Source organism: Streptomyces sp. NPDC007264 (genome assembly GCF_042869095.1).
Lineage (GTDB): Bacteria > Actinomycetota > Actinomycetes > Streptomycetales > Streptomycetaceae > Streptomyces.
In genome coordinates this window covers 98,105-117,992 of record NZ_JBIAFD010000003.1, presented here as the reverse complement: position 1 = coordinate 117,992, position 19,888 = coordinate 98,105, and the positions used below count along the sequence as shown (strand labels likewise).

Sequence of the window (19,888 nt, the reverse complement as noted above, 5' to 3'; positions counted from 1 at the left end):
GTGCCGTTCGGGCCGTCCGCACGGGCCGGAGGAACTTGCCCGCCAACTCCCTGCCGGGGTTCACTCCTTCGGGTGGCGGGTCAGGCGAAGCAGGACCTCAGCCCACCGGCACTGGGAGGGTCGGGAGGCGTCGTACCGGACGACATCCCAGTTGACGGGACGTCACCCGGGCCCATGGGTACACGAGTCAGGAATGTGAGCACCGGTGCAGAAGACGCGGCCTCGGCGCACAGGCAAGCAGACGGCGGCCCCCGAGGGGGGCGCCTCGCCCGGGTCCACGGGCAGCGGCCGTCCCGCCCATGTGCGCAACCGGCTGATCGTCGCGGTGGCCGTGGTGGCCGCCGCGATCGCGGGCGCCGGGGCGCCGAGCGTCATCGCCGCCTCGAGCGCGCTGAACGACTCGCAGCACCTGGTGACGCTGGCCGAGCAGACCCAGGACGCCCTGGCACTCGCCCACTCGCTGGCCGACGAGCGCGACGACGTCACCTCGTACGTGGCCGCCGGGCGGCCCAAGTCGAAGGCGCCGGCCGAGCAGCACAGCGCCCGCGTCGACCGGCAGATCGAGGACCTGCGCGCCGACCCGGACGTCCCCGTCGCCCTCCGCAGGGGCCTCGGCGACGTGGCCGCCGCGCGCAGAGCGGCGCTCTCCGGCAAGAGCACCGCTCTCGAAGCGCACCGGGCGTACTCCGCCGCCATCACCGAGCTGCACGCACTCGCCGAGCAGCTGGCCGAGAAGATGCCGCCCCGCGCGGGCGCCGGCGCGCACTCCCTCGCCGAGCTCGACAGCGCCGTGCAGCAGGCCGCCGCCGCCCGCGGGCTGTTCCTCGCGGCCCTGAACGTCCCGTCCACGCCCCGGACCACGTTCGACCCGGTCACCGGCCTGCCGACCACCACCATCAGCTCCTCGGACGCCGACACCGAGGTGCGCGACGCGCTCACCGCCGCCGGCCAGCAGGCCGCCGTCCGCTCCGACGCCGCCGTCGCCGACTTCCACGAGACCGCGCCCCCTGCCGCCAGGGACTCGTACGACTCCACGGTCACCGGCCCCGAGGTCACCTCCGCCGAGAAGTACCTCACGGCCCTCGCCGACCGGCCCACCCTCTCCGACGAGGAACTCGGCTACAGCTCCCGCAAGGTGGACGCGGCCCTGTCCGCCCGCGTCGACGTGATGCGCGGCGTCGAGTCCTCCCTCTACGAGAGCCGCAGCAAGGACCTCGCACAGCTGCGTGACGACGATGTCACCGCGCTGGAGATCCGTATCGCCGTCCTCGGGGCCCTGATGCTGGTGGCCGTCGGCATCGCCATGGCCATGGCCCGCAGCCTGACCCGCCCGCTCGCCGTCCTCCGCCTCGGCTCGGCCCGCGTGGCCGCCGACCCGGCCGCCGAGGAACCGGTGAAGTTCACCGGGCGCAACGACGAGTTCGCCCAGGTCGTCCGCTCCGTCAACGCCCTGCACGCGCACGCCGTCGCCCTCCAGGAGCGCCTCTCGACCCTGGAGGCCGACCGCAAGCACCTCGTCGGCCAGCGGCAGACCATGGCCGACGAGCGCACCCGGCTGCGCACCGACCTCACCGAGGCCGCCTCCCATCTGGAGCAGGTCCGCCACAGCATCCACTCCACCTTCGTCAACCTCGCCCTGCGCACCCTGGGCCTGGTCGAGCGTCAGCTCACCGTCATCGAGGGCCTGGAGGAGCGGGAGCAGGACCCGGAGCGGCTGTCCACGCTCTTCAAGCTCGACCACTTCGCCACGGTCATGCGCCGCCACAGCGAGAACCTCCTCGTCCTGGCGGGCGCCGAGCACGTCCAGCAGCACGCCGCGCCCGTGCCGCTCGTCGACGTGGTGCGCGCCGCGGTCAGCGAGATCGAGCGGTACGAGCGCGTCCGGATCGCCGCGCTGCCGCCGCACACCCACATCGCCGGCTTCGCCGCCGACGACCTGTCGCACATGGTGGCCGAACTCCTGGAGAACGCCACCTCGTTCTCGCCGCCGGACGTCCCCGTCGAGGTCTCGGGCTGGCTCCTGGAGAACGGCGAGGTGATGCTCTCCGTCCAGGACGAGGGCATCGGCATGACCACGGAGCGGATGAGCCGGCTCAACACGCGGCTCGCCGAGTTCGACCCGGACGTCCCCTACGACCAGGAGGGCGGCGAGGGCCTCGGGCTCGGCCTGTACGTGGTGGCCCGGCTCGCCCACCGGTACGGCGTGCGGGTGCGGATGCGCGAGCAGAAGCAGGGCGGCACCGCGGCGGTCGTGGTCCTGCCCAGCACCCTGCTCGCCGCGACCCCGGCGGCTGCCGCGCCCACCGCGGGCCCGGTCCCGGGCGGCGCGCCCTCCCTGTCCCTGCCCGGCGCCGACGCGGAGGTGAACGCGAACGTCCTCAGCGCCCGTGCGCGGATCACCGTCCCCGAGCCGACCGGTGACGGGGACCCGCTGATCACGGCGGCGGAACAGGCCGTGCGCGAGCGCGACGGCCGGGACGGCGGCACCCGGGAGGACGGGCCGGCACGGGAGGGCGAGCCCGCAGGGGCCCGGGACGCCGTACGCGGCGACACCGTACGCGGCGAGGGTTTCCTGCGCGCGGACGGGCAGGCGACGGGCGCCGGTGCCCCGGCGGCCGAGGAGCCGGCGGGGTGGCCCGCCGACCCGGAGCCGCCCGCCCCCGCATCCGACCGCGAGCCCGTGCCCGGCCCCGAGACCACGATGGAGCTGCTGCTGCCGTCGCCGCGGTCCGAGGAACCCGCTCCCGTTCCCTCCGTCGACCTCCCGGCCCAGTCCACGGCCGACCCCTACGCCATCGGCCCCGACGTCCACGAGCGCACCCCCGACGAGGGCCGGCCGCGGTCGGCCCCGGACGGTGCGCAGGCCGACGGGGAGCCGTTCGCCGCCGAGCCGCCCGCGGCGGCCGGCGCACCCGGGGAGCCACAGGCGTCCCAGGAGCCGGCCGCCCCCCGGCTCACCGCCAAGGGCCTTCCCAAGCGCACCCCCAGGATCACCGCGCCGGCCGAGGCCCCACGGCCGCGCGCCCGCGGTGTGGACGCCGAGGCGCTGCGCAGCAGACTCGGCGGATTCCACCGCGGCGCCACGGAGGGCTACCGCCACGCCGAGGCGGAGACCGCCGAGAGGACGGGGGAGACGAGGGCATCCGCGCACCGGTCCGCGGCTGCGCCGGACACCGCACCACCCGGCAGCGCACCGGACGTAGAAGCATCGGGGGGCACAGTCGAGGAGGCAAGCAGTTGACCGCGCCCAGCACCTTCGGACTGAGCAGTGAGGCTCGCAACCTGCACTGGCTGCTGACGAACCTCGTCGAGGAGGTGCCGGGGCTGCTGTCGGTCGCGGTGGTCTCCTCCGACGGCCTGCTCCTGCTCTCGTCGGACCCCGGCCTCCACCACGCCGGAGCGGGCCCGGGCGGAGAGACCGCCGCCGACCGGCCCAGCGGACCCCGGGGGTCCTCCGCCGACCTCGCCACCATCGTCTCCGGCGTCGGCAGCCTCACCATCGGGGCGGCGAAGCTGATGGACTTCGGCGGGGTCAAGCACACGATGATCGCGATGGAGGAGGGCAGCCTGTTCGTCATGTCCATCAGCGACGGCTCGCTCCTCGGCGTGCACGGCTCCCCCGAGTGCGACATGAGCGTGGTGGCGTACCACATGGCCCTCTTCGTCGGCCGCGCCGGGCACGTCCTGACGCCCGAACTCCGCACCGAGCTGCGCAGGTCCTTGGAGGCCGAGTCGGCGGGGAGCACCCGATGAGCAGCACACCGAAGAAGCTCCCCGTCCGCGGCGGTGACCGCAAACCGGCCCGGGTGCGCCCCTATTCGCTCACCGGCGGCCGCACCCGCTTCGGGCACGTCCTGCTCGTCGAGACGTTCGTGGCGGCACTGGAAGCCCCTGAGGAACGGCGCGAGCTGACTGGGGGCACCGCCCAGATGTTAAGTTCTGGGGGCGGTTCACTGGGCACCCGAGTGATGCCCGAGATGCGGGCCATCGTCGAACTCTGCCGCCGCATGCGCACGGTGGCGGAGATCGCGGCGCTGCTGAAGATGCCGCTCGGGGTGGTCCGCGTGCTCCTCAGCGATCTCGCGGACCAGGGAAAGATCCGTGTGTACGGAACCGGTCACGGCTCGGGACAGCCGGACCGCGCTCTGCTGGAAAGGGTGCTGAGTGGACTCCGTCGTCTCTGACGCCTCCCCGGGCGTCTCCCCGCTCCTCGACGAAGAGGAGCATCTGAAAGCCTGGCAGACGGACCGCACGCGCGCGCCGATCGCCACGAAGATAGTGGTGGCGGGCGGCTTCGGCGTCGGCAAGACCACCCTGGTGACCGCCGTTTCGGAGATCACGCCCCTCCAGACGGAGGCGCTGATGACCGAGGCCAGCGAGAAGACCGACGACCTCACCGGGACGCCGGAGAAGCTGACCACCACCGTGGCCATGGACTTCGGCCGCATCACGCTCGACGACGACCTGGTGCTCTACGTCTTCGGCACGCCGGGGCAGCAGCGGTTCTGGTTCATGTGGGACGACCTGACGCGCGGCGCGATCGGCGCGGTCGTCCTGGCCGACACCCGGCGGCTCGCGGACTGCTTCCCTGCGCTCGACTACTTCGAGAGCAGCGGCCTGCCGTACGTGGTCGCGGTCAACCACTTCGACGGCAGCGAGCGGTTCGAACCCGAGGACGTGCGCGAGGCCCTCACCGTACCCGCACACATACCTGTCATGATCATGGACGCGCGCCGCCGGATCTCGGTGGTCGAGACCCTCCTCGCCCTCGTCGGCCACGCGCTGGACGTCACCCCCGAGTAGGAGAACCCACCCGCATGCGGAAGATACTCGTCGTCGGAGCCGGCCAGTCCGGACTCCAGCTCGCCCTCGGCCTCCAGGCGCACGGGTACGAGGTCACCCTGATGTCCAACCGGACCGCGGACGAGATCCGCTCCGGCCGCGTCATGTCGACGCAGTGCATGTTCCACACGGCGCTGCAGCACGAGCGCGACCTGCAGCTGAACTTCTGGGAGTCCCAGGCCCCGGACATCGAGGGACTCGGCGTCTCCGTGGCGGGCCCGGAGTCGCAGCGCGTGATCGACTGGGTGGGCAGGCTCGACGGGTACGCGCAGTCCGTGGACCAGCGGCTGAAGATGGCCGGCTGGATGGAGACGTTCGCCCAGCGCGGCGGCCAGCTGGTGATCCACGGGGCGGCGGTCTCCGACCTCGACTACTTCTCCCGCGCCTACGACCTGGTGCTGGTGTCGGCGGGCAAGGGCGAGCTGGTCTCGATGTTCGGCCGCGACGCCTCGCGCTCCCCGTTCAGCGAGCCGCAGCGGGCCCTCGCGGTCGCCTACGTCCACGGTCTGGGCCCCCGCCCGGAACACCCGGAGTTCGACGCGGTCCGCTGCAACCTGGTCCCCGGCGTCGGCGAGCTCTTCGTCATGCCGACCCTGACCCTCTCGGGGCGCGCGGACATCCTCTTCTGGGAGGGCGTCCCCGGCGGCCCGCTCGACGTCTTCAACGGCGTCAAGGACCCGGGCGAGCACCTCTCCCTGACCCTGGAGCTCATGGAGCGGTTCACGCCCTGGGAGTACGCGCGGGCCACCAAGGTGGAACTGACGGACGCGAACGGCACGCTGTCGGGGCGGTATGCCCCCACCGTGCGCAACCCGGTGGGCCGCCTCCCCGGCGGCGGCCTGGTGCTGGGCGTCGCGGACGTGGTCGTGGCGAACGACCCGGTGACCGGCCAGGGCGCCAACTCGGCCGCCAAGTGCGCCGCCGCGTACCTCGCCTCGATCCTGGAACACGGTGACAAGGAGTTCGACGAGGTCTGGATGCGGCAGACGTTCGACCGCTACTGGGACACGGCCCAGCACGTGACCAAGTGGACGAACGCGATGCTGGGCGTGCCGCCGGAGCACGTCCTCAACCTGATCGGCGCGGCGGGTGCGCTGCAGCCGGTCGCGGACCGCTTCGCCAACGGCTTCAACAACCCGGCCGACTTCGAGGACTACTTCTACGAGCCGGAGAAGGCGGAGGCCTACCTGGCGTCGGTCGCGGGGGCCTGACGGTCTGTCGCACAGCACCGGAGACACCGGCCCGATTCCGGCGGGCCGGGTTTCCGGACGCTCCGGGCGGCACGGTCACCAGTCGTCGTGGTCGATCACCCGGAAGCTGCCCGCGACGCCGTCGTCGCCGAACAGACCCCCCTGGACGCTGCGGGTCACCACGCCGTAGCCCGTGCCGTGGGGGCCGACCGTGGCGACGGGAGCCCCGTTGTCGCAGGTGAAGCCGCGGAAGACCTCGATGACCATCCGGCTGTCGTTGTAGACGCTGAAGCTGCTGGAGCCCAGGCCGCTGGCCGCGGTGACGCAGCCGTCCGGCTGGGCGGAGTACGTCCGGTCGTTGAAGTAGATCCTTCCGCGGTCCTCGTGGCCGCGGTCACCGTCGTGTCCGCGGTCGGAGCCGTGGCCGCCGTCGCGGTCGCTCCCGTCGCGGTCGCCGTCACGGCCGTTGCCGTTGCGGTCGTTCCCGTCGCGGCCCTGGTCACGGCTCCCCTGGCTGCCGTTCTCCTGACCGCTCCCCTGCTGGGGACGGTTTCCCTGGCTGCCGCCCTGCTGGCTGCCGCCCTGCTGACCGCCTCCTTGCTGACCGCCTCCTTGCTGGGTGTGGCCCTGCTGGCTGTTGCCCTGTCCGTGGCCCTGCTGGCCGTTGCCTTGTCCGTGGCCCTGCTGGTGGTCGTCCCGTTGTCCGTGAGCGGTGCCGTCACCGAGGGGAGGCGAGGTGGGCGTCGGTCGATGCGCCGACGGCGCCGACGGCTGGACCGGCGCGGCCGCCCGGTGGCCGGACGTGGCGCTCTCGCTGGGATCGGCGATCGAGGCGTAGGTGATGCCGGTGGTGGCAAGGGCCGCGGCGCCCACTACGGCGGCGGCCACAACGAAGGTACGCGTGGGCATGTCACTTCTCTCGGTCTTGAAGACGTCGGCCGGACAGCCGACCTTCGTCGAACGTACTGAAGGCCGTATTTACTGTCATATCGGGCATGGTCGAGGAGTGATACGGCAGGGCCGGTCGGGTGCACTCGCGCGCGTGTCGCATGGACGGAGGGATCTGATGCGAACTCAGTCCGCGCCGTCCGCCGATCCTTCGGGGGCGGAATTCACCGCCCGAGCCGTGGCGGGACGTAGCGCCGCAGGGGCTCCTCGCCGGGGTCCGGACGCACGGCTCCGAGCACGGGGTACGAGGCGATCGGGGACACCTTGATCTTCTCTCCGGGCCGCGGTGCCTGGACGACCATGCCGTCCCCGAGGTACAGGGCGACGTGCGTGGCCTCGGGGAAGTAGATCACCAGGTCCCCGGGCCTCAGCCGCTTCAGCGGCACGTGCCGCAGCCGGGCCCACTGCTGCTGACTGGTCCGCGGGATGGCCTGCCCCGCGTGCTCCCAGGCACGCGAGGTCAGCCCCGAGCAGTCGTACGACCCCGGCCCCGCGGCGCCCCACTCGTACGGTTTGCCGATCTGTCCGACGGCGTACCGCAGGGCCCTGTCGCCCGCGTCGGTGGGTGCCCGCTCCCCGCTCAGCGTGCCGGACGCCAGAAACCTCCGCTGCGCGGCCGCGGCCCCGCCGCGCTCGAACTCGGCCAGCTCGGCGAGCCGCCCGGCGCTGAGCGAGGCGATCAGCTTCTCGATCTCCTTCAGCTGCCCGCGGACGTCGTCCTGCTCCTTCTTCTGCCGCCCGGCGAGCGCGGTCTGTTCGCGGAGGGCCGCGCGCGCCGTGCGGGCCAGCTCGTCGGCCTGCTTCTCGGCGCCCGCCAGCCGGCGCAGGGTCCCGGCCCGTCCCCGCGCCAACTGCCCGATGACATGCCCCTCGTCGAGCGCGTGCTGGGGATCGCGGGCGAGCAGCACGCGGACGTACCGGGAGATCTCCGTGCTGCTGCGGTACTGCTGCCGGGCGAGCCGGCCGATCTCGCCGCGGCTGCCGTGCACGGCGAGCCGGGCGAGGGCGAGCCGCCCGTCGAGCCGCGCGACCTCGGCCCGCTGCTTCTTGAGCTTCTCCGAAGTGGCGTTGTACGCCTCGGTGGCCCGTTCGGCCCGCCGGTACCTCTGCTGGAGGTCCGTCAGAAGCTCGGAGATCGGGCGGGTGTTCGCCTGCCGGGCGGAGCCGGGACCGGGGCCGGGGCCCGCGGCGGCCGTCGCGGGCACGGGGGCGAGCAGGGCAGAGGCGGTCACCGCCGCCGTGCAGACCAGGCGCAACAGCCGTCCTGACATGACATCACCTCCGGTGCGGGGGGTGGGAGGTCCACCTCGCACCGGCAGGATCCGTTGCGTGCACCCCGGGCGCCCGCCGCGTGGTCGGTTCGGCCCAGAGAGGTCACTCGTCGGCGGCTTCCGGGGCGCCGCCCGGCGTGGCGCCTGGCCTCCGGCGCGGTCTCGGCCATCGCAGGCGCGGGCGGCGGCCGGCCGCGCCCTCGGGGTCGAACTCGTACCTCCAGCCCTGGTGGAGACCGAGCGCCCCGCCCCGGCCCGCCTCGGCCCGCCGGTAGACGAGCACCGTGGGCGGGCCGCCGGCCGGGTCCGGGACCGGGATGCGGTACGTCCTGGGCGGATGGCCGGTCGGGCCGAGCAGGACCGGAAGGACGCGCCCGTCCAGCGGACCGCCCACGAACGGGGTGTCTTGGCTCTTCACGGCACCAGTCTCACAGGGCACTGCACCTGGGCGGTGTCCTGAGTTCCTCGCCCGCGCCCCGGTGCCCGGCACGCACGCACCGAACAGCACGCACCGAACAGCACGCACCGAACACCGCTGCGTCCGCGCTCCGCGCGGGCGGCGGGGGACCCGGAGGAGGCCCTGGTCGCGGGAGCGCGGTCCGCGGCGCGCCGCCGGGTCACAGCAGATGGCCGGCGTCGCCCACCACGGGCAGCACCCCCCGCACCAGCGTGCCGGCCGGTCCCTCCGCGCTCTCCAGGGCCAGGGCGGCCCGCACCACGGCGGCGGTCTGGGCGTCGCGCCCCGCCGTGGCCACCAGGCAGGCGACGAACTGCTCCACCAGCCAGTCCCGCAGCTCGCCGACCGGCGGCTGTTTGTCCTCGTCGAGCCAGATGAGGGAGGCGGCCTCCACGGCCGTGATCCACATGCGCACGGTCATCCGCAGCCGCGTCCCGGGCTCCTCGACGCCGAGGTGGCCGAGGATGTGCTCGGCGGCGGCCCGCCGCACCCCGTCCACGATGGCGGTCGTGCGGGACGTCTCGGCCACGCTGCCGCCCTGCAGCAGGGCGCTGAAGCCGGCGTCGTGCTGGTCGACGAAGGCGAGGTAGCGGTCGAGGGCCCGGCTCAGCCGGGGCAGGAGGGGGCCCTCCCGCGGTTCGTCGAAGCACTCCCGCAGCTCCTCCGCCGCGGACCTGAGGGCGGCCTCGTACAGCTGCTGCTTGCCGCCGGGGAAGTAGCGGTAGACGAGCGGGCGCGACACGCCGGCCGCCTCGGCCACGTCGTCGAGCGAGACCTCCTCGGGCGCGCGCTGCGCGAAGAGGGACAGCGCGGCGCCGAGCAGCTGGCTGCGCCGCTCCTCGACGCTGAGCCGACGGTACGCGCGGGTGGGGGCCTCGGAGGTCATGTCCGCAGCGTAATCGCGTGGTCGCGGCGAGGGGGACCCGACAGGGGCGGCGACCGCCCCGGGACCCGCGCGCAGCCGGTGCGCCTACCGGCTGCGACGCGGTGCGGCGGACGGCTCTTCAGGCCAGCAGGCCCGAGGACTTCCACAGGCGCCGCCCCACGCCCCGCAGCACCCCGATGTCGTCCAGGAAGTCCGTCAACCGCTTCGCACCCGTCTGCATGATCTCCCGGCGGTGGCCGCTCGCCTTGACCTGGGCCATGGCCTCCCGCTTGTCCAGGCCGACGTTGGTGTAGACCTCGGGGTTGACGAAGGCGACCGAGAAGACGCGGGCGAACTCGCCGGACGAGACGCGTGTGAACTCCTGCGACCACCGCGGCGCCGTCAGCATCTGGCGGCGCAGTTCCTCGCGCGCGTAGCGGACGTGCCGGGCCTCCTCCACCACGTGGATGCGTGTCACCCCGCGGATCAACGGCTGCACCCGCTCGTCGGGGAAGGTCAGCCGCTGCATCCAGTCCAGGACCTCCTCGCCGAGGAGGGTGGCGGTGAAGGACCCCGGTGTCGTCGAGACCGTCTTGAACAGGCGGCCGAGGTTCTGGTGCACCCGGCTGACGGGGTACCAGGGCGTCCCGCCGTGCGCGATGAGCCGGGCGAACATCTTGGAGTGCCGGCACTCGTCCTCGATCTCGGTGAGCGCGTACCGCACGTGCGCGCTCGTCGCCGACTTGTCGTAGATGTGCCGGACCAGCAGCTGCATCAGGATGATCTCGAACCAGATGCCGAGCGAGGCGAGCGCCGCGGCCTCGTGCTGGGAGAGCCGGATCCGCTGCTCCTCGCTCATCCGCTTCCACAGCGGCGTGTCGTACAGCGACACCAGCTCCGGCGGCCAGAACCACTTGCCGTCCTCGTAGGGGGCGTCCCAGTCCAGTTCCCTGTCCGGATCGAAGGAGTGCTTGGCGGAGGAGTCGAGCAGCCGCTCGGCCACCTGCTCCCGGTCCTTGAGCAGTCCGAGGGCGTCGCGCAGCACCTCGGCTTCCGTCACCGTCGTCATCGCTGTCCCACCTCGTCGTACAAGCCGCTGTTACCCGCGGTCACGTCTTATAAGACTGCTTGTCAGCAAGGACGTCAATCCCTTGTGCGCCACTTGTTGACGACGCGTCTACCGCATGTGAGCGTGGCCTCATGCCGACGTATGAGATGTACGCCAACGACCCGGGAGACCGCCTCTGGCACGTACCCGCGAGCGGTGCGGCGCGGTTCGGCTGGGAGTACGACGACGGCCGTGAGCGGCTGCTCGCCCTGTACCAGAAGGGCAAGGACAAGCAGTGGGACGGCCAGAAGCGGATCGACTGGGACCTGGAGGTCGACCCGCACGACCCGCTCGGCACCCCCGACGAAGCCCTGGCGCTGTACGGGACGCCGTACTGGGCGAAGATGACCGACGACGACAAGGGCGAGCTGCGCAAGCACTACACGTCCTGGCAGTTCAGCCAGTTCCTGCACGGCGAGCAGGGCGCGATGGTGTGCGCGGCGCGGATCGTGGAGTCGGTCCCCGACCTGGACGCGAAGTTCTACTCCGCGACCCAGACGATGGACGAGGCCCGGCACGCGGAGGTCTACGCCCGGTTCCTGCACGAGAAGATCGGGATGCTGTACCCGATCAACGACAACCTCCAGTCGCTGCTCGGCGACACCCTCCGGGACAGCCGCTGGGACATGCCCTACCTCGGCATGCAGGTGCTCATCGAGGGTCTGGCGCTGGCGGCCTTCGGCATGATCCGGGACACCACGACCAAGCCGCTGCCGAAGCAGATCCTGGCGTACGTCATGCAGGACGAGGCGCGGCACGTGGCGTTCGGCCGGATGGCCCTGCGCGACTACTACAAGCAGCTCACGGACGCGGAACTGCGCGAGCGCGAGGAGTTCGTCATCGAGGGCTGCCACCTGATGCGCGACCGCCTGCGCGGGGTGGAGGTGCTGGAGAACTTCGGCATCCCCAAGGCGGAGGCGGAGGAACTCAGCGAGCAGTCCGAATACCTCCATCTGTTCCGGCAGTTGCTCTTCAGCCGGATCGTCCCGTGCGTGAAGGACATCGGCCTGTGGGGCAAGCGCCTCCAGCAGGCGTACGTCGACATGGGCGTCTTCGAGCTGGGCGACTCGAACCTGGACCTGCTGATGGCCCAGGACGAGGAGATCGCCGAGCGGCTGGACGCGGAGCGTTTCGCCGCGGAGGAGACGGAGCGCGTCGCGGAGGTGGAGGAGGCGATCGAGGCGGGGGCGGAGGGCTGAACGGGGACGTCAAACGCACGTCCGGCGATCACTCGGCAGAGCGGCGAAACGGTGTTCGCCCTCGGTAGGCTGGTCGTACCTGCCAGACTCCGTCGCATGGGAGCGCTGATGAGTGCCGCAGCCGAGGACGAGTGGGAAGGGCCGTACGCCTATCCGATGCCCCCTCCGGGCGGCTGGACCGCGGACGACCTCGACCGTATTCCGGGCCTCCCGCCGCACACCGAGCTGATCGACGGGGGACTTTTCTTCATGAGTCCGCAGACCGACTTCCATATGGCGACACTGCGCCTGTTGGAGAACGCCCTCGCAGGCGCGGCTCCGGACACCCTTTACGTCGTCCGCGAGATGACGACGAAACTCGGCAAGCGCGACCGCCCGGAGCCCGACCTCATGGTGGTGCCGTACAGCGCCCGCACGGGGTCGAGGCAGACGTGGTACGACCCCAAGGACGTCATCCTGGCGGTCGAGGTCGTCTCCGAGGACTCCGAGCAACGGGATCGTGAGGTCAAGCCCCGCAAGTACGCGGGGGCCCGCATCCGTCACTTCTGGCGGGTGGAGGAGAACGGCGGACTGCCTGTCGTGTACGTCTACGAACTGGATCCGGCGACCAACTCGTACGCCGTCACCGGCATCCATCACCACCGGCTCGAACTGACCGAGCCCTTCCCCGTCGACATCGACCTCACCGCGGTCAACCGCCGGCCACCGGTAGCGCCACCCCCGGAGGAAACGACGTCCGCAGAGTGAACGCGTACTCCGTCGGCCCGTGCGTGCGGAGGTGCACCAGCCGCTCCTCGGCCTCCGCCACCGTCGGACGGTGGCCGGCGGGCACCCACCACAGGGCCGTGACCGCCTCCTGAAGGCGTTCGAACCACTCTCGGCGGCGCGCCAGCATCTCACGGTGCTGCCCCTGGTACATGAACGCGGTCAGGGCGTTCGTGTCCCGCCACGTCGACATGTTGACGATCAGCCACTCGTCCCCGAAGACCGGCACGTCCGTCGCGTCGCCGGATTCGCTCTGCAGCCGCCAGACGAAACCGTCCGCCTCGTCGGCCGTCGCGTTCACGGGGTCGAGGCCCTCCACGAAGTCCTTCAGCTGCGGGGAGTCGAGAGGGGCCTTGAGGCGGGCTATGTTGACCTGGGCGAGTTCGTACGAGGCCCCGAGCCGGGCGGTTTCCGTCATGGCCGAACGGTAGGTCGGCCGCCCGCCCGGGCGACAGACCCCGTCTCAGCAGGCGGACCCGTCACCGTCCCCCGTGCGGACGGGACGTCAGCACGGCCTCCATCACCGCCTTCGCGATCGGTGCCGCGTTCCCGCCCCCGCTGATCTCCCCGCGCTCGGCCGCCGCGTCCTCCACCACCACCGCGACCGCCACCGCCGGCTCCAGCGAGCCGTCCGCCTGCGCCCAGGAGATGAACCACGCGTAGGGCTTGCCGGAATTGCGCACGCCGTGCTGCGCCGTGCCCGTCTTGCCGCCCACCGTGGCGCCGGGGATCGCCGCGTTCCTGCCCGTCCCCTCCTGAACGGCGTCCGTCATCATCTCCCGCAGCTGCTCCGCGGTCGCCGGGGTCATCGCCTGGTGCAGGGTGCGCGGGGCGGTCCTCGAGACCGTCTTCCCGCCGCTCGTCGTCGTCCGCTCCACCAGGTACGGCGCCCGCACCCAGCCCTCGCCCGCGACCGCCGCCGCCACCATCGCCATCTGCAGCGGCGTCGCCCGCGTGTCGAACTGCCCGATCGAGGACATCGCCAGCTGCGCCCGGTCCAGCTTCCGTCCGAAGGTGCTGGGCGCCACCGCGAACGGGATGCCCAGCCTCCGGTCGTTGAAGCCGAAGTCCGCCGCGGTGCCGAGCATGTTCCGCAGCCCCACATCGACCCCCAGCTTCGCGAACACCGTGTTGCACGACCACGCGAAGGCGTACCGCAGGGAGGCGTCGGCGCAGCCCTTCGACTCGTTCGTCAGCCGGGTGGTCGTGCCCGGCAGCCGGTAGGGATCCGGGGACCGCGTCGGCGCGTCGAGGTCCGTGACGACCCCCGCCTCCAGCGCCGCCGCGGCCGTGACCACCTTGAACGTCGAGCCGGGCGGATAGGTCTGCCGGACGGCGCGGTTGAGCATCGGCTGTGCCGCCTCGCCGTTCAGCCGCCCCCAGGCGCGGGCGGCGGCCTCCCCCGACCCCGACAGCTCCCCCGGGTCGTACGACGGCGCCGAGACCAGCGCCAGGACCCGCCCGGTGGACGGTTCGATCGCGGCGACCGCGCCGGTGCGCCCCGCCAGGTGCCGGTACGCCGCCCGCTGCGCGGCCCCGTCGAGGGTCGTCACGACGGTGCCGCCCGGGTTGCGCGCCCTGACGACGTCGTTCCACAGGGGGACCGGAGCGAGCCGCGGGTCGGTGCCCGACAGCAGCGCGTCCTGCGCGTCCTCCAGCTGCGTGGTGCCGTACGTCTGCGAGGCGAAGCCGGTGACCGCCGCGTACAGCCGCCCGTCCGTGTACGTGCGCTCGTAGCGGAACATCCCCGCCGTGCTCCGGGAGCCGGTCACCGGACGGCCGTCGACCACGATGTCGCCGCGCGGCTGGCCGTAACGGGCGATCATCTGCCGCCGGTTGGCGGGGTTGCCGTCGTACCGTGCGGACTCGACGATCTGCACCCGGGCCGCGTTCACGAGCAGGGCGACCAGGAGCACCCCGCACAGCGCCGCGACCCGGCGGATGGTGGGGGTCCCTCCTGGTCGAGCGAAGTCGAGACCTCGGGGGAGGCTCACGGCACCGGCGTCCCGTCGTACTGGCTGCGCGCCGAGTCGCTGATCCGGATCAGCAGCGCCACGATGATCCAGTTGGTGACGACCGAGGAGCCGCCCTGGGCCAGGAAGGGCATCGCCATACCGGTGAGCGGGATCAGACCCATGACCCCGCCCGCGATCACGAACACCTGGAGGGCGACGATCGACGCGAGACCGATCGCGAGCAGCCGCCCGAACGGATCGCGCAGCGCCAGGCCCGCCCGGTAGCCGCGCTCCACCAGCAGGGCGTAGACCAGGAACAGCGCGGTCAGACCCGCCAGCCCCAGCTCCTCGCCCGCCGTCGCCAGGATGAAGTCGGACTTGACGGCGAAGCCGATCAGGACCGAGTGGCCGAGGCCGAGCCCCGTGCCGGACGCACCGCCGGCGGCGAACGCGAAGAGCGACTGGGCGAGTTGGTTCGCGCCCTGGCCCGCCTCGATCGACGCGAAGGGGTGCAGCCAGTCGTGGACCCGGGCGTGCACGTGCGGCTCCAGCCGGCCGACCGGGAACGCCCCGAGGAGCGTGAGCAGCAGCCCGACGGCGATCCAGCCGGTGCGTCCCGTGGCCACGTACAGCAGCACCACGAACAGGCCGAAGAACAGCAGTGACGTCCCGAGGTCGCGCTCCAGGACCAGTACCCCGACGCTCAGCAGCCAGACCGCCACGACCGGGCCGAGGACCCGCCCGGTCGGCAGCTGGAGCCGCCACACGCGCCGGCCCGCGAACGCCAGCACGTTCCGGTTGGCGGCCAGGTACCCGGCGAAGAAGACCGCCAGCAGCACCTTCGCGAACTCGCCCGGCTGGATGGAGAACCCGGCGATCCGCAGCCAGATCCGGGCGCCGTTCACCGCCGGGAAGAAGATCGGCAGGGTGAGCAGCGCCAGGGCGGCGACCACGCAGACGTAGGTGTAGCGCTGGAGCACCCGGTGGTGGCGCAGCAGCACCACGACCGCGATGAACAGGGCCACGCCCACCGTCGACCAGTACAGCTGGGCGGGTGCCGCGCGGTCGCCCGGGGTCTCCAGGTCGAGACGGCAGATCAGCACCAGGCCCACGCCGTTGAGCAGCACGGCGATGGGCAGCAGCAGCGGATCGGCGTACGGGGCCCGCAGCCGCACCGCGGCGTGCGCGAGCAGCGCGAGCACGGCGAGCCCGGTGCCGTAGCGGGCGGCGCCGGGCGGCAGGGTGCCGTGCCGGGCCAGACCGACGGCGCAGTAGCCGTACACGGAGATCAGGACGGCGAGGGCGATGAGGGCGACCTCCGTGCCACGGCGCCGGGGCAGGCGCACGGCGGGGACGGGGGCGTCCGTCGTCGGCGTCGTTCCGGTCGTTCCGGGCTGGATCATGTGCGGAACGTAGCAAACGGGCGACCGTCATGTCCCGCTATGTGGGGACAAACGGTCCGTTCCGGTGCACCTCGCCCCGGACCCGGACCGTGTCCGGTGTACCTCGGCCCCGACTCGGACCGTGTCCGGTGCGCCTCCGCCCCGACTCGGACCGTGTCCGACGCGCCTCCGCCCTGCCTCGGTGCGCCTCCGGTGCGCCTCCGGTGTGCCTCCGGTGCGCCGCGGGCGGTCCCCCGCCGGGCGCCGCGGGTCACTCCGCGAGTTCCTCCAGGAGTCGGGCGGTGTCCAGCCCGGCCCGCAGGTACTCCACGAACAGCTCGTTGTGCAGCGCCCAGGGCCCGCGGCGGGAGCGGATCAGCCCGATCGCCTCGTCGGCCGTGTGACCGGCCCGGACCAGCGCCTGCGCGACGACCAGCCCGGAGCGGTTGTAGCCGTGGTAGCAGCGGACCAGGACCCGGCGGCCTTCCTCCATCGCGTCGTCGGCGGCCTGCGCGAGCCGTATCACGCCCGCGATCTGCGTCCCGTCGAGCGGCCCGTCCGGAATCGGCCAGACATGGTGCTCGACCCCCTCGTCCGGGCCGTGCCCCGGCAGCCGCAGCAGGGTCAGCACAAGATCGAACTCGGCGCGTACGACGGCGAACTCCCGCTCTCCGGAGCGCCCCCTGAACTCGTGCCCGCCCATCCACAGGCCGGGGACGATCTCGCTCCACGGGCTGTCCGGAGCGGGAACATCGGGTTGCTCTCTGCGGGTCCGCAACGGTGCCTCCCACCGACTCCCCAACTGCTCACAAAGGTAACCGGGTTCTTGCCCCTGGAGCACCCCGCCTGTTCCCATGGTCCAGGGGTGATGGCGCATGAGCCCACTGCGCGTCATACCGGCCTGGCGGCACGGCCGTGAACGGTTGTACGTGTGCCGCACCGACGGCGGGCACCTCGCCTGGTACGACCGCGAGACGGGCCGGGTCAACCTGCTCAGCGACGACCGGCGGCAGGACGTGCTCGACGCGCTCGGCCCGTATCTGACCGGTCCGGTGACGGTGGGTCCGCCACCCGTCCCCACGCCCGCCGAGCTGGCGCGGCTGACCCTCCACCCGGACGACGACCTGGCACCGAACCGGCCCGGCGAGGCCCTGGTGATCGCCCTGGACCGCGACCCGGGGCCCGCGCACCGGCTGGGCCCGGACCCGCGGCGGCGCGCGCTCGCCGCCGAGCAGGCGGTCGGCGAGGCGCTGGACGGGCTGGAGGGCGCCGGCTGGCACACCCTGCACTCGGTGCCGCTGCCGGGCGGCGACCGCATCCACCACCTGGTGATCGGCCCCGGCGGCCTCTTCGCGGTGCGCTCGCTGCCCGCCCGCAGACAGCGGGTCCTCGTCGCGGACCCGATGGTGACGGTCGGCCGGCACGAGCCGCTGCCGCTGCTGCGCCGGGTACGGGCGGAGGCGAACCGGGCGTCGTACGCGCTGACGGCGGAGGTCCGCCCGGTGCTGGTCCCGGTCCGGCCCGCCCGCCTGGAGATCACGGCCCCGCTCCGGGACGTCCGCGTCCTGAGCGACATGGACCTTCCCGGCCTCGCCCGCCAGGGCGGCGTGCTGAAGCCGGCGGACGTGGAGGCGCTGCACGCGATGGCACGGGACCGGCAGACCTGGTCGCGGGTGTGACGGCCACGACCCTCCGAGCGGGCCCGGCGAAGTCCGGCGCGCTGCGGCACCACCCCGAAGGGGTGCGGGGCACCGCGCGACCGGCCGTAACGGTCCCGCAGGCGGCGCACCGGACGTCCGGTGACGTGCTCAGGGCACGGGCGCGGCCCGGGCGGGGTCGAGGAGCGGGGCCATGAGGTCGCCGTGCGCCCTCAGCCGGGGGCCGATGTCCGGTGCGCAGAAGACGAGATCGCCGGGGGAGGCACAGCCCGCCACCTCCTCCCACGTCACCGGCGCGGAGACGGTCGGCGCGGGCCGGGCGCGCAGCGTGTAGGGCGCCGCGGTGGTCTTGCGCGCCGCGTTCTGGCTCCAGTCCACGAAGACCTTCCCGGGGCGCAGGCTGCGGGTCATGCGGTGGACGACGAGGCGGGGCAGCGCCTTCTCCGCCGCCACGGCGAGCCGCCTGGCGTACTCCGTCGTCCGCCGCGACGGCGTGGGCTCCACCGCCGCCAGCAGATGCAGCCCCTTGGCGCCGGACGTCTTCGCGTACGCCTCGATCCCGTCGGCGGCGAGCCGCTCCCGCAGCCACCGGGCGACCTCGCAGCACTGGACGACGGTGGCCGGCGCCCCCGGGTCGAGGTCGAAGACCAGCCGGTCCGCCACGTCGGGTGCGCCGATGCGCCACTGGGGGGTGTGGAACTCGGTGACCAGGTTGGCCGCCCAGACGAGACTGGCCAGGTCCTGGATCAGCACCATGCGGGCCGGGCCCTCGGAGCGCGGCACCTCGGCCGTGGTGACCCAGTCGGGCGTACCCGGCGGCACGTTCTTGGCGAAGAAGACCTGCCCGTCCGGTCCGTCCGGATAGCGCAGGAAGGACAGCGGCCGGTCGTGCAGATGGGGCAGCAGCGCGTCCGCGGTCGTCGCGTAGTAGTGCAGCATCTCGCCCTTGGTGAAGCCGGTCGAGGGATGGAGCACCTTCTGCAGGTTGCTGAGCGCGAGCCGTCGCCCCTCCACCTCTGTGATCGGCGTCATACGATGAGAATCCCACGGAAATTACCCGAAACACTGTGATTTCGGGTAGACCGGTCGGAAAGGTGCGGTCACGTGCGATCCATCTGGAACGGCGCCATCTCGTTCGGCCTGGTCAGCATCCCCGTCAAGCTGATGAACGCCACCGAGAGCCACTCGATCTCGTTCCGCCAGGTCCATCTGGAGGACGGCGGCCGCATCCGCTACCGGAAGTTCTGCGAGCTGGAGGACCGTGAGGTCACCCAGGCGGAGATCGGCAAGGGGTACGAGGACGCGGACGGCACGGTCGTCCCGGTCACGGACGAGGACCTGGCGCAGCTGCCCCTGCCGACCACCAGGACGATCGAGATCGTGGCCTTCCTACCGGCGGACCGGATCGATCCGCTGCAGATGGACACGGCGTACTACCTCTCGGCGAACGGGGCCCCGGCCGCCAAGCCGTACACGCTGCTGCGGGAGGCGCTCAGGCGCAGCGGGAAGGTGGCCGTCGCCAAGTACGCGCTGCGCGGGCGGGAGCGCCTCGGGATGCTCCGGGTGCTCGACGACGTGATCACCATGCACGGGCTGTTGTGGCCGGACGAGATCCGGGCCCCGGAGGGTGTGGTGCCGGAGACCGGCGTCACCGTCCGGGACAGGGAACTGGACCTGGCGGACACGCTGATGGACACGCTGGGGGAGGTGGACCTGGAGGAACTGCACGACGAGTACCGCGAGGCGGTCGAGGAGCTGATCGCGGCGAAGGCGGAGGGCAGGGAGCTTCCGGCCGCCCCCGAGCCCGAGGGCGGCAAGGTCCTGGACCTGACGGCGGCCCTGGAGCGGAGCGTCCGCGCGGTGCGGGAGTCGCGGGGCGCGGCGGCCGAGGCGGAGGCCGAGGCCGAGGTCAGACGCCTGCCGGCCCGGCCGTCGGCGCGCGCGGTACCGAAGGAGTCCGGCGGCAAGAAGTCGACGGCGGCGGGAGGCAGGAAGTCGACGGCGGCGAGCAGGAAGACGACGGCGGCCAAGTCGACGGCGAAGAAGACCGCGGCGAAGAAGACCGCGGCGTCGGAATCGACTGCGGAGAAGCCCGCGACGAAGGCCGGGCCGAAGCCCGCGACGAAGAAGGCGTCGGCCCGGAAGGCATCGGCCCAGAAGGCAGGGGAGAAGAAGGCGGGGGAGAAGAAGGCGGGGGAGAAGAAGGCGGCGGCCCGCAAGCGCACGGCGTGAGCCCGGGGCCGCCGTT

19 protein-coding genes are annotated in these 19,888 nt (G+C 72.6%); 9 read left to right on the top strand and 10 right to left on the bottom strand.

The features are described from left to right. The first annotated feature begins 205 nt into the window (after window positions 1-205). Genes ACFYMU_RS05570 through ACFYMU_RS05550 form a run of 5 tightly spaced genes read left to right on the top strand, consistent with a single transcriptional unit; the run spans window position 206 to window position 6,053 of the window. Window positions 206-3,241, top strand: a complete 3,036-nt coding sequence (locus ACFYMU_RS05570) for a nitrate- and nitrite sensing domain-containing protein (RefSeq protein WP_388368244.1) — start codon at window positions 206-208, stop codon at window positions 3,239-3,241. Beyond that, entirely contained in the window at window positions 3,238-3,753 is a 516-nt protein-coding gene (locus ACFYMU_RS05565; protein ID WP_388368241.1) for a roadblock/LC7 domain-containing protein, read from the top strand. Before ACFYMU_RS05570 ends, ACFYMU_RS05565 begins: the two co-directional genes overlap by 4 nt. Next, the gene (locus ACFYMU_RS05560; RefSeq protein ID WP_388368238.1) at window positions 3,750-4,184 is read left to right on the top strand and encodes a DUF742 domain-containing protein; all 435 of its coding nucleotides are present in this window, start codon (window positions 3,750-3,752) and stop codon (window positions 4,182-4,184) included. The genes ACFYMU_RS05565 and ACFYMU_RS05560 overlap by 4 nt, the downstream gene beginning before the upstream one ends. Next, window positions 4,165-4,803, top strand: a complete 639-nt coding sequence (locus tag ACFYMU_RS05555) for an ATP/GTP-binding protein (RefSeq protein ID WP_388368235.1) — start codon at window positions 4,165-4,167, stop codon at window positions 4,801-4,803. Before ACFYMU_RS05560 ends, ACFYMU_RS05555 begins: the two co-directional genes overlap by 20 nt. 14 nt (window positions 4,804-4,817) lie before the next feature. After that, window positions 4,818-6,053, top strand: coding sequence for a styrene monooxygenase/indole monooxygenase family protein (locus ACFYMU_RS05550; protein WP_388368232.1), 1,236 nt, complete (start codon window positions 4,818-4,820; stop codon window positions 6,051-6,053). Between the two features lie 75 nt (window positions 6,054-6,128). Here ACFYMU_RS05550 and ACFYMU_RS05545 read toward each other — a convergent pair whose 3' ends face one another. The 5 genes from ACFYMU_RS05545 to ACFYMU_RS05525 all read right to left on the bottom strand — a co-directional run bounded on the left by ACFYMU_RS05545 (window position 6,129) and on the right by ACFYMU_RS05525 (window position 10,642). Beyond that, window positions 6,129-6,941: a hypothetical protein gene (locus ACFYMU_RS05545; RefSeq protein ID WP_388368229.1), complete on the bottom strand. Its 813-nt coding sequence runs from the start codon at window positions 6,939-6,941 to the stop codon at window positions 6,129-6,131. A gap of 203 nt (window positions 6,942-7,144) precedes the next feature. Continuing rightward, on the bottom strand, window positions 7,145-8,251 hold the full coding sequence (locus tag ACFYMU_RS05540; protein WP_388368226.1) for an NlpC/P60 family protein: 1,107 nt from the start codon (window positions 8,249-8,251) through the stop codon (window positions 7,145-7,147). A 103-nt stretch (window positions 8,252-8,354) separates the two neighbouring features. Then, on the bottom strand, window positions 8,355-8,669 hold the full coding sequence (locus ACFYMU_RS05535) for a hypothetical protein (protein WP_388368223.1): 315 nt from the start codon (window positions 8,667-8,669) through the stop codon (window positions 8,355-8,357). 199 nt (window positions 8,670-8,868) lie between these two features. Then, window positions 8,869-9,594, bottom strand: coding sequence for a TetR/AcrR family transcriptional regulator (locus ACFYMU_RS05530; protein WP_388368220.1), 726 nt, complete (start codon window positions 9,592-9,594; stop codon window positions 8,869-8,871). A gap of 118 nt (window positions 9,595-9,712) precedes the next feature. Next, window positions 9,713-10,642 (bottom strand): diiron oxygenase, encoded by a 930-nt coding sequence (locus ACFYMU_RS05525; RefSeq protein ID WP_388368217.1) that lies wholly within the window; start codon window positions 10,640-10,642, stop codon window positions 9,713-9,715. 131 nt (window positions 10,643-10,773) lie between these two features. On the opposite strand from ACFYMU_RS05525, the gene ACFYMU_RS05520 reads away from it, so the two are divergent. Together ACFYMU_RS05520 and ACFYMU_RS05515 are read left to right on the top strand one after the other, a co-directional pair. After that, window positions 10,774-11,880 carry a ferritin-like domain-containing protein gene (locus ACFYMU_RS05520; RefSeq protein ID WP_388368214.1) on the top strand — a complete coding sequence of 369 codons (1,107 nt, stop codon included), beginning with the start codon at window positions 10,774-10,776 and terminating at the stop codon, window positions 11,878-11,880. Window positions 11,881-11,988: 108 nt separating this feature from the next. Next, entirely contained in the window at window positions 11,989-12,627 is a 639-nt protein-coding gene (locus tag ACFYMU_RS05515) for a Uma2 family endonuclease (RefSeq protein WP_388368211.1), read from the top strand. Here ACFYMU_RS05515 and ACFYMU_RS05510 read toward each other — a convergent pair. From ACFYMU_RS05510 to ACFYMU_RS05495, 4 genes are all read right to left on the bottom strand, one after another. Further along, complete coding sequence (locus ACFYMU_RS05510) at window positions 12,572-13,063, bottom strand: DUF3291 domain-containing protein (RefSeq protein WP_388368208.1); 492 nt, start codon at window positions 13,061-13,063, stop codon at window positions 12,572-12,574. The two genes, ACFYMU_RS05515 and ACFYMU_RS05510, sit on opposite strands and share 56 nt — an antisense overlap. Before the next feature lie 61 nt (window positions 13,064-13,124). Continuing rightward, on the bottom strand, window positions 13,125-14,639 hold the full coding sequence (locus ACFYMU_RS05505; protein ID WP_388368205.1) for a penicillin-binding transpeptidase domain-containing protein: 1,515 nt from the start codon (window positions 14,637-14,639) through the stop codon (window positions 13,125-13,127). Further along, window positions 14,636-16,003, bottom strand: a complete 1,368-nt coding sequence (locus ACFYMU_RS05500) for an FtsW/RodA/SpoVE family cell cycle protein (protein WP_388368202.1) — start codon at window positions 16,001-16,003, stop codon at window positions 14,636-14,638. Before ACFYMU_RS05500 ends, ACFYMU_RS05505 begins: the two co-directional genes overlap by 4 nt. Window positions 16,004-16,253: 250 nt before the next feature. After that, window positions 16,254-16,760, bottom strand: coding sequence for a dual specificity protein phosphatase family protein (locus ACFYMU_RS05495; protein WP_388368199.1), 507 nt, complete (start codon window positions 16,758-16,760; stop codon window positions 16,254-16,256). Window positions 16,761-16,857: 97 nt separating this feature from the next. Here ACFYMU_RS05495 and ACFYMU_RS05490 point away from each other — a divergent pair, with 97 nt between their 5' ends. Continuing rightward, window positions 16,858-17,661, top strand: a complete 804-nt coding sequence (locus ACFYMU_RS05490) for a nuclease-related domain-containing protein (RefSeq protein ID WP_388368197.1) — start codon at window positions 16,858-16,860, stop codon at window positions 17,659-17,661. Between the two features lie 129 nt (window positions 17,662-17,790). Here the strand turns inward: ACFYMU_RS05490 and ligD are convergent, their stop codons facing one another. Then, entirely contained in the window at window positions 17,791-18,672 is an 882-nt protein-coding gene (gene ligD / locus ACFYMU_RS05485; protein WP_388368194.1) for a non-homologous end-joining DNA ligase, read from the bottom strand. 72 nt (window positions 18,673-18,744) lie between these two features. Between ligD and ACFYMU_RS05480 the strand changes: the two genes are divergently transcribed. Further along, on the top strand, window positions 18,745-19,872 hold the full coding sequence (locus ACFYMU_RS05480; RefSeq protein WP_388368191.1) for a Ku protein: 1,128 nt from the start codon (window positions 18,745-18,747) through the stop codon (window positions 19,870-19,872). Window positions 19,873-19,888: the final 16 nt, after the last annotated feature.

Bases quoted from the DNA above. Each gene is read 5' to 3' on its own strand.
- ACFYMU_RS05550 (WP_388368232.1), top strand. From the start codon at position 4,818: ATGCGGAAGATACTCGTCGTCGGAGCCGGCCAGTCCGGACTCCAGCTC.
- ACFYMU_RS05545 (WP_388368229.1), bottom strand. From the start codon at position 6,941: ATGCCCACGCGTACCTTCGTTGTGGCCGCCGCCGTAGTGGGCGCCGCG.
- ACFYMU_RS05500 (WP_388368202.1), bottom strand. From the start codon at position 16,003: ATGATCCAGCCCGGAACGACCGGAACGACGCCGACGACGGACGCCCCC.
- ACFYMU_RS05510 (WP_388368208.1), bottom strand. From the start codon at position 13,063: ATGACGGAAACCGCCCGGCTCGGGGCCTCGTACGAACTCGCCCAGGTC.
- ACFYMU_RS05525 (WP_388368217.1), bottom strand. From the start codon at position 10,642: ATGACGACGGTGACGGAAGCCGAGGTGCTGCGCGACGCCCTCGGACTG.
- ACFYMU_RS05560 (WP_388368238.1), top strand. From the start codon at position 3,750: ATGAGCAGCACACCGAAGAAGCTCCCCGTCCGCGGCGGTGACCGCAAA.
- ligD (WP_388368194.1), bottom strand. From the start codon at position 18,672: ATGACGCCGATCACAGAGGTGGAGGGGCGACGGCTCGCGCTCAGCAAC.
- ACFYMU_RS05520 (WP_388368214.1), top strand. From the start codon at position 10,774: ATGCCGACGTATGAGATGTACGCCAACGACCCGGGAGACCGCCTCTGG.
- ACFYMU_RS05490 (WP_388368197.1), top strand. From the start codon at position 16,858: ATGAGCCCACTGCGCGTCATACCGGCCTGGCGGCACGGCCGTGAACGG.
- ACFYMU_RS05515 (WP_388368211.1), top strand. From the start codon at position 11,989: ATGAGTGCCGCAGCCGAGGACGAGTGGGAAGGGCCGTACGCCTATCCG.
- ACFYMU_RS05540 (WP_388368226.1), bottom strand. From the start codon at position 8,251: ATGTCAGGACGGCTGTTGCGCCTGGTCTGCACGGCGGCGGTGACCGCC.
- ACFYMU_RS05530 (WP_388368220.1), bottom strand. From the start codon at position 9,594: ATGACCTCCGAGGCCCCCACCCGCGCGTACCGTCGGCTCAGCGTCGAG.